Consider the following 8,741-nt stretch of genomic DNA (forward strand, 5'->3'; position numbering starts at 1 on the left):
TCAGCCGCGCCCCGACAGTTCCGCCTGCACCAGCATCCGCAGCCGGTTCGCCACCGGCGACAGCACCCGGCCACGGGTACACAGCAGGAAATAGGGCGAGACCCGGATCTGCCGGTCCAGCGCCAGCACGGCGAAACCGGCGCCCACCGGTTCGTCGATGATCAGCGCCGCGACCTCCTCGGCCATCGGTGCGATGGCGTTGGTCTGCGACAGCAGCGCGATCATCAACAGCAGCGACGAGGAGTTGATGATGTTGCGCGGCAATGGCCGCCCTGCCTCGCCAAAGGCATCCTCCATCGCCTGCCGGATCGGCGCGCCGCGCTCCTGCATGACCCATTCGTATTGCGCCAGCTCCGGCAGGCTGACCCGCGGGGCGCGCGACAGCGGGTGGTCGCGCCGCACCAGCAGTGCCACGATCTCATCCCGTGCGGGCAGCAGGTCGAACTCCTTGCTGTCGAATTCCGGCAGCAACCGCGCCAGCGCGAAATCCAGATGCCCCGCCGCCAGATCGCGCAGCAGCTGGACCGAGGGCGCCACCTCCACCGTGATCTCGACCTCGGGCGAGGCGGCCTTCACCTGCCGGATCGCCGGCACCAGATAGCCAAGCGCCGGGCCGGTCACCGCGCCGACGCGCACGAGGCCGCCGCGCCCCTCGCGCAGCTCTTCGACCTCGCGGGCCATGTCGCGCATTTCCTGCAGCATGGCGCGGGCGCGGCGGGCCAGCACCCGGCCGATCAGCGTGGGCACCATGCCGCGCGGGCTGCGCTGGAACAGCGGCGCCTGCACGGCCTTTTCGATCTCGGCCAGCATCCTGGACGCGGCCGGCTGGGTCATGGCCAGCTCTGCCGCCGCCATCTGCAACTGCCCGTGATCGGCGACCGCCGCGATCAATCGTAGCTGCGCGGTCTTGAGGTTGAGGAAGCTGTCTGTGGACATCGGCATACCAAATCTGACATGTCCAGCTTCGATAATGTAATTTGAATGGTATGTATAGCGGGCCTAGAAGCAGGGCAGGGTCCGAGTCGGCCCGCTGGTGGAACGGGTGCCGCGCCGGGGAGGCTGCCGCGCCCGAACAGGGAGAGAGCTATGAAAATCACGCTTTTTGCGGCCGCGCTTGCCATGGGCGTTTCGTCCTTTGCGATGTCCGCCGCTGCGCAGGACAAGGGCACGGTCGGCATCGCCATGCCGACGAAATCCTCGGCGCGCTGGATCGATGACGGCAACAACATGGTCAAGCAGTTCGAAGAGGCCGGCTACGCGACCGACCTGCAATATGCCGAGGATGATATCCCCAACCAGCTGGCGCAGATCGAGAACATGATCACCAAGGGCGTGAACGTTCTGGTCATCGCCGCCATCGACGGCACCACGCTGTCGAACGCGCTGGAAAACGCCGCCGCCTCGGATATCAAGGTCGTCGCCTATGACCGCCTGATCCGCGACAGCGGCAACGTGGACTATTATGCCACCTTCGACAACTTCAAGGTCGGCGTGCTGCAGGCCACCAGCCTTGTCGAGGGGATGCAGGAGCGCTTCCCCGACACCGCCCCGCTGAACGTGGAACTGTTCGGCGGCTCGCCCGACGACAACAACGCCTACTTCTTCTATGACGGCGCCATGTCGGTGCTGCAGCCGATGATCGACTCCGGTGACATCGTCATCGCTTCGGGCCAGACCGGCATGGAAACCGTCGGCACCCTGCGTTGGGACGGCGCGGTTGCGCAGTCGCGCATGGATAACCTCTTGTCGGCCCACTATTCCGACAAGGAAGTCCATGGCGTGCTCTCGCCCTATGACGGGCTGTCGATCGGGATCCTGTCCTCGCTGAAGGGCGTTGGCTACGGCTCGGGCGATCTGCCGATGCCGATCGTCAGCGGCCAGGATGCCGAAGTGCAATCGGTCAAGTCGATGATCGCCGGCGAGCAGTATTCGTCGATCTTCAAGGACACCCGCGAACTGGCCCGCGTCACCGTGGGCATGGTCGATGCGCTGCTGCAGGGCTCCGAGCCCGAGATCAACGACACCGAGACCTATGACAACGGCGTCAAGGTTGTCCCGTCCTACCTGCTGGAGCCGCTGCCGGTGGATGCCAGCAACTACCAGGCCGTGCTGATCGACTCGGGCTATTACACCGAAGACCAGCTGAAGTGATGTAACCGGCCGCTTTGCCAGAACCGCCCTGCCGGGTTTTCCCGGCGGGGCGCCCTGCCAGAGGCAGGCAGCGCCCGCGGGCCGCAGCCGCCCGGCAGGCTTTGCCAGCCAGCAAGGACCATCATGACCACCCCGATCCTCGAGATGCGCGGCATCACCAAGACCTTCCCCGGTGTGAAGGCGCTCGACAACGTCAACCTGACCGTGCTGCCCGGCGAGATCCACGCGATCTGCGGCGAGAATGGCGCCGGCAAGTCCACCCTGATGAAGGTGCTGTCGGGCGTCTATCCGCATGGCAGCTACGAGGGCGACATCTTCTACGAAGGCGAGGCGATGGCCTTCCGCGGCATCGCCGAAAGCGAGGCCCGCGGCATCATCATCATCCATCAGGAACTGGCTTTGGTGCCGCTGCTGTCGATTGCCGAGAACATCTTTCTGGGCAACGAGAATGCCAGCGGCGGCGTCATCAACTGGCCCGAAACCTATACCCGCACCACCACGCTGCTGCGCAAGGTGGGCCTGTCCGAGGCGCCGACCACGCCAGTGGACAAGCTGGGCGTGGGCAAGCAGCAACTGGTGGAGATCGCCAAGGCGCTGTCCAAGGAGGTGCGGCTGCTGATCCTCGACGAGCCGACCGCCAGCTTGCAGGAGAATGACAGCCAGAAGCTTCTGGACCTGCTGATCGAGTTCCGCGCGCAGGGCATCGCCTGCATCCTGATCTCGCACAAGCTGAACGAGATCCGCCGCGTGGCCGACCGGGTGACGGTGATCCGCGACGGCGCCACCGTCTCGACCATCGACTGCAAGACCGAGGCGATTTCCGAGGAGCGGATCATCCGCGACATGGTCGGCCGCGACATGGCGCATCGCTACCCGCCGCGCGAGGTGGCCATTGGCGAGATGCTGCTGGAGGTGGAGGGCTGGAACGTCTGGCACCCCGAACATGCCGAACGCCAGATGATCCGCAACGTCTCGCTGAACGTCCGCGCCGGCGAGGTGGTGGGCATTGCCGGGCTGATGGGCTCTGGCCGCACCGAACTGGCGATGAGCATCTTCGGCAAAAGCTATGGCCGGAACATCTCGGGCGAGGTGCGCCTGCGCGGCCAGCCGGTCGATACCGGAACCGTCCCCGCCGCCATCGCCGCCGGGCTGGCTTATGTGACCGAGGACCGCAAGGGCCTTGGCCTCGTGCTGCCCGAAACCATCCTGCGCAACACCACGCTGTCGGCGATGCAGAAGGTGTCCAGTTACGGCGTCGTCGATCCGGGGGCCGAGCGCAAGGTGGCCGAGGGTTACCGAACCGCGCTGAAGATCCGCACGCCGGGCGTCTTCCAGAAGGTGATGAACCTGTCGGGCGGCAACCAGCAGAAGGTGGTGCTGTCGAAATGGCTGTTCACCGACCCCGCGGTGCTGATCCTAGACGAGCCGACCCGCGGCATCGACGTCGGCGCGAAGTTTGAAATCTACGGGATCATCAACGATCTGGCCGCACAGGGCCGCGGGGTCATCGTGATCTCGTCGGAGATGCCCGAGCTTCTGGGCATGTGCGACCGCATCTACGTCATGAATGAAGGTGCCTTCGTGGGCGAGCTCGCAAAGGGCGAGGCGAGCCAGGAAAAGATCATGTCGATGATCGTGAAGGGCTGAGGGAGGAAGAGAACATGGCACAGACCACCGCCGAAGGCGAACGCCCGGCACTCGGGCATTACCTGAAGAACCACCTGCGCGAATACGGCATCCTGATCGCGCTGGTGGTCATCATGGTGTTCTTCCAGGTGATGACCGACGGCACGCTGATGAAGCCCGTCAACCTGACCAACCTGTTCTTGCAGAACAGCTACATCATCATCATGGCGCTGGGGATGCTTCTGGTCATTGTCGCCGGGCATATCGACCTGTCGGTCGGGTCCGTCGCGGGCTTCATCGGCGCGCTGGCGGCGGTGATGATGGTGCAGTGGGGCCTGCCCACGGTGGTGGTGATCGTGGCCTGCCTGATCGTCGGCACCATCATCGGCGCGGCGCAGGGCTACTGGATCGCCTATTGGCGCATCCCCTCCTTCATCGTCACGCTGGCGGGGATGCTGGTGTTCCGCGGGCTGACGCTGTGGCTGCTGAACGGCCAGTCGGTCGGGCCGTTCCCCAAGGGCTTCCAGTCGCTCTCCACCGGCTTCGTCCCCGACATCTTCGGCCCCGACAAACCCAACATCACCGCCTTCATCCTGGGCCTCGCCGCCGCGACCGCCATCGTGATCTTCGCCTTCCGCGCTCGCGCCCGGCAGCAGCGCTACGGGATCGAGGATGAGCCCTTCATCGCCTTCGCCGTCCGCAACGGGGTGATCGCGCTGGCGCTGGCCTATATCTCGTGGCTGCTGGCCACCTATCGCGGCCTGCCCAATGTGCTGATCACGATGGCGGTGCTGATCTCGGCCTATACGTTCCTCACCACCTCCACCACGCTGGGGCGCCGGATCTATGCCATCGGCGGCAATGAGAAGGCCGCCAAGCTGTCGGGCATCCGCACCGAATGGCTGACCTTCCTGACCTTCTGCAACATGGGGATGCTGGCGGCGCTGGCCGGGCTGATCTTCGCGGCGCGCCTCAACACCGCCACGCCCAAGGCCGGGGTGTCCTTCGAGCTTGACGTGATCGCGGCGGTCTTCATCGGCGGCGCGTCGATGTCGGGCGGGTCGGGCAAGATCGTCGGCGCGGTGATCGGTGCCTTCATCATGGGGGTGATGAACAACGGCATGTCGATCCTGGGGGTCGGCATCGACTATCAGCAGGTCATCAAGGGGCTGGTGCTTCTCGCGGCGGTGATCTTCGACGTTTACAACAAATCCAAGCAGGGCTGACCGATGCATCTTTCGCAACTGATCGGCGGGGGCGTCATCCTCCGCGAGGCTGAGATCGCCCATCTGCTGCCCGGCGCGGCCAGCGTCTATGACCTGGCCAGTGCCGCCATCGCCGAAGGCCGCCCGCTGGCGGACCTTCTGGCGGCGGCGGGGCAGGGCGAGGCGGTGGATCTGGCCGCGCTGGCCGCAGGCGGCAAGCTGGACCTGCCGATGCGCCACCCCGAACCCGCGCGCATGTATCTGACCGGCACGGGCCTGACCCATACCGGCTCGGCCTCGGCCCGAGACGCGATGCATGCGGCGGCCACGGGCGGCCCGGCCCCGGTCACCGACAGCATGAAGATGTTCCGCATGGGGCTGGAGGGCGGCAAGCCTGCGGATGGTGAGGTCGGCGTGCAGCCCGAATGGTTCTACAAGGGCCCGGGCACCGAGGCTGTGGCCCCCGGCCAGCCGCTCACCTCGCCCGGCTTCGCGCTGGATGGCGGCGAGGAGCCCGAGATTGCCGGCTTCTACGTCATCGGCCCGGATGGCACGCCCCACCGCGTCGGCTTCTCGCTGGCCAACGAGTTTTCCGACCATGTGACCGAACGGATCAACTACCTGTTCCTCGCGCATTCCAAGCTGCGCCCTGCCGCCTTTGGCCCGGAACTGCTGCTCGGCGCTCTGCCCGCCGATATCCGCGGCACCAGCCGCATCCTGCGCGGCGGCGCGGTGGCCTGGGAGAAGCCGTTCCTGTCGGGCGAGGCGAATATGAGCCACAGCATCGCCAACCTCGAACACCACCACTTCAAATATGCCTGCTTCCGCCGCCCCGGCGATCTGCATGTGCATATGTTCGGAACCGCCACCCTGTCCTTCGCCGATGGCTTCACGACTGAGCCGGGCGACGTGTTTGAAATTTCGGCCGCCGCGTTCGGCCTGCCGCTGGCGAACCCGCTGGCCGCAGAGCCGGCCGAGACGGCCCCAGTAACCGTGAGGATGCTATGACCGAGCCCGCGACCCAGCTTGCCACCTATCCGGACCTTTCGGGGCGCACCGTGCTGATCTCGGGCGGGGCCAGCGGCATCGGCGCCTCGCTGACCACGGCCTTTGCCCGGCAGGGCGCCATCACCTGCTTCGTGGATATCGCCGTGGCCGAGGGCGAGGCGCTGGCCGCCTCGCTGACCGCCGAGGGTCTGTCCGCGCATTTCACCAGCTGCGACATCACCCGCACTGCCCAGTATCAGGGCGCCATCCGCGCCTTTGCCGAGGCGCATGGCCCGATCACCGCGCTTCTGAACAACGCCGCCAATGACAAGCGCCACTCGCTCGAAGGGCTGACGGAGGAAGGCTTCGACAGCCATATCGCCGTCAACCTGCGCCACCAGATGTTTGCCGCCCAGGCGGTGGCCCCGATGATGCGCGGCGCGGGCGGCGGCTCCATCGTCAATTTCGGCTCGGTCGGCTGGATGATGGCGACGGGCGGCTACCCGGTCTATGCGGCCAGCAAGGCGGCGGTGCATGGCATGACCCGCGGCCTCGCCCGCGACCTTGGCCGCGACGGCATCCGCGTCAACACCCTCGTCCCCGGCTGGGTGATGACCGACAAGCAGCTTCGGCTCTGGGTCGATGACGCCGCCAAGGAACTGATCGCCCGCAGCCAGTGCCTCGCCGGCCCGGTGCTGCCGGAACATATCGCGCAGATGGCCCTGTTCCTGGCCTCGGGTGCCTCGGCCATGTGCTCGGCACAGAACTTCATCGTTGACGGAGGTTGGGTATGAGTGCGTTCAAACCGGCGGAATGGCCGCGCAAGCTGCGCTCGCAGGAATGGTTCGGCGGCACCGGCCGCGACCAGATCTATCACCGCGGCTGGATGAAGAACCAGGGCCTGCCCCATGACCTGTTCGACGGACGCCCGGTGATCGGCATCCTCAACACCTGGTCGGAACTGACCCCCTGCAACGCCCACCTGCGCGATCTGGCGGAACGGGTGAAGCACGGCATCTACGAGGCCGGCGGCTTCCCCGTCGAAGTGCCGGTGTTCTCGGCCAGCGAAAGCGGCTTCCGCCCCACGGCGATGATGTTCCGCAACCTTGCGGCGATGGCGGTGGAAGAGGCGATGCGCGGCCAGCCGATGGATGGCTGCGTGCTGATGGTGGGTTGCGACAAGACCACGCCCTCGCTGCTGATGGCCGCCGCCTCGACCGACCTTCCGTCGATCGTGGTGACCGGCGGGCCGATGCTGAACGGCTATTTCCGCGGCGAGCGGGTGGGGTCCGGCACCCATCTGTGGAAATTCTCCGAAGCCGTGAAGGCCGGCGAGATGAGCCAGGCCGATTTCCTCGAGGCCGAGGCCTCGATGAGCCGCAGCCCGGGCTCGTGCAACACCATGGGCACCGCCAGCACCATGGCGAGCATGGCCGAGGCGCTTGGCATGGCGCTGTCGGGCAATGCCGCGATCCCGGCCGTGGACAGCCGCCGCCGGGTGATGGCGCAGCTGACCGGGCGTCGCATCGTGCAGATGGTCAAGGATGACCTGAAGCCCTCGGACATCCTCAAGAAAGAGGCGTTCGAGAATGCGATCCGCACCAACGGTGCCATCGGCGGGTCCACCAACGCGGTGATCCACATGCTCGCCATCGCCGGCCGCGTCGGAATCGACCTGACGCTGGACGACTGGGACCGCTGCGGCCGCGACGTTCCGACCATCGTCAACCTGATGCCCTCGGGCAAATACCTGATGGAAGAGTTCTTCTATGCCGGCGGCCTGCCCGTGGTCATCAAGCGGCTGGGGGAGGCGGGCCTGCTGCACAAGGACGCCCTCACCGTCAGCGGCGAGACGATGTGGGATCAGGTCAAGGACGTGATCAACCACAACGAGGACGTGATCCTGCCGACCGACAAGGCGCTGACCCAGTCGGGCGGCGTGGTCGTGGTGCGCGGCAACCTCGCCCCCAAGGGCGCGGTCCTGAAACCCTCGGCGGCAACCCCCGCGCTGCTGACCCATCGCGGCCGCGCGGTTGTGTTCGAGGATATCGACGACTACAAGGCCCGCATCGAGGATGAGGCGCTGGATATCGACGAGACCTGCGTGATGGTGCTGAAGAATTGCGGCCCCAAGGGCTATCCCGGCATGGCCGAGGTCGGCAACATGGGCCTGCCGCCCAAGGTGCTGCGCAAGGGCATCACCGACATGGTCCGCATCTCCGATGCGCGGATGTCGGGCACCGCCTACGGCACCGTGGTGTTGCACACCTCGCCCGAGGCAGCGGCCGGCGGCCCGCTGGCGGTGGTGCAGGACGGCGACATGATCGAGCTGGATGTGCCGAACCGGCGCCTGCATCTCGATATCTCCGATGCGGAACTGGCGGCCCGGCTGGCGGGTTGGTCCCCGCGCACTGCGCCGCCCGCCAGCGGCTATGCCTGGCTGCACGATGCCCATGTCGAGGGTGCCGATACCGGCGCCGACCTCGATTTCCTCAAAGGCTGCCGCGGCGCCCCGGTGGGGCGCGACAGCCACTAGACACCGCCGCACCTCCCCTGCGGCGAAAATTCTGAAAACCTGGAAGGAATGCCCGATGACACAGGACTTCACCCCCCATGGCAAGCACCTGATCGCTGGCGAGTGGGTCGCCGGCGCGGCGACCTTCCGGTCGGAGCCGGCCTCCGGCCCGGCGCATGACTTTGCCGTCGGCACGCCGGATCTGGTCGATCAGGCCTGCGAGGCGGCGGCTGCGGCCTTCCCGGCCTATGCCGCCA

7 protein-coding genes and 1 pseudogene are annotated in these 8,741 nt (G+C 66.5%); 7 read left to right on the forward strand and 1 reads right to left on the reverse strand.

The window, feature by feature from the left end:
• Positions 1-942, reverse strand: coding sequence for a LysR substrate-binding domain-containing protein (locus GVY41_RS16695; protein ID WP_229726097.1), 942 nt, complete (start codon positions 940-942; stop codon positions 1-3).
• Between the two features lie 177 nt (positions 943-1,119).
• On the opposite strand from GVY41_RS16695, the gene chvE reads away from it, so the two are divergent.
• The 7 genes and pseudogenes from chvE to GVY41_RS16730 all read left to right on the forward strand — a co-directional run.
• Positions 1,120-2,151, forward strand: coding sequence for a multiple monosaccharide ABC transporter substrate-binding protein (gene chvE / locus GVY41_RS16700; protein ID WP_373283320.1), 1,032 nt, complete (start codon positions 1,120-1,122; stop codon positions 2,149-2,151).
• Between the two features lie 123 nt (positions 2,152-2,274).
• Positions 2,275-3,798: a multiple monosaccharide ABC transporter ATP-binding protein gene (gene mmsA / locus GVY41_RS16705; protein ID WP_161348126.1), complete on the forward strand. Its 1,524-nt coding sequence runs from the start codon at positions 2,275-2,277 to the stop codon at positions 3,796-3,798.
• A gap of 14 nt (positions 3,799-3,812) precedes the next feature.
• A complete protein-coding gene (mmsB, locus tag GVY41_RS16710; protein ID WP_161348125.1) occupies positions 3,813-5,003 on the forward strand; it encodes a multiple monosaccharide ABC transporter permease in 1,191 nt (396 codons plus the stop codon).
• Between the two features lie 3 nt (positions 5,004-5,006).
• Positions 5,007-5,990: an AraD1 family protein gene (gene araD1, locus GVY41_RS16715; RefSeq protein ID WP_161348124.1), complete on the forward strand. Its 984-nt coding sequence runs from the start codon at positions 5,007-5,009 to the stop codon at positions 5,988-5,990.
• A complete protein-coding gene (locus tag GVY41_RS16720; RefSeq protein ID WP_161348123.1) occupies positions 5,987-6,763 on the forward strand; it encodes an SDR family NAD(P)-dependent oxidoreductase in 777 nt (258 codons plus the stop codon). The genes araD1 and GVY41_RS16720 overlap by 4 nt, the downstream gene beginning before the upstream one ends.
• Positions 6,760-8,505 carry an L-arabinonate dehydratase gene (gene araD / locus GVY41_RS16725; protein ID WP_161348122.1) on the forward strand — a complete coding sequence of 582 codons (1,746 nt, stop codon included), beginning with the start codon at positions 6,760-6,762 and terminating at the stop codon, positions 8,503-8,505. Before GVY41_RS16720 ends, araD begins: the two co-directional genes overlap by 4 nt.
• A gap of 55 nt (positions 8,506-8,560) precedes the next feature.
• Positions 8,561-8,741: pseudogene (locus GVY41_RS16730) on the forward strand (aldehyde dehydrogenase (NADP(+))); the annotation flags it as partial.

The sequence above is a fragment of the Frigidibacter albus genome (genome assembly GCF_009908165.1).
In the GTDB taxonomy this organism is placed as follows: domain Bacteria; phylum Pseudomonadota; class Alphaproteobacteria; order Rhodobacterales; family Rhodobacteraceae; genus Frigidibacter; species Frigidibacter albus.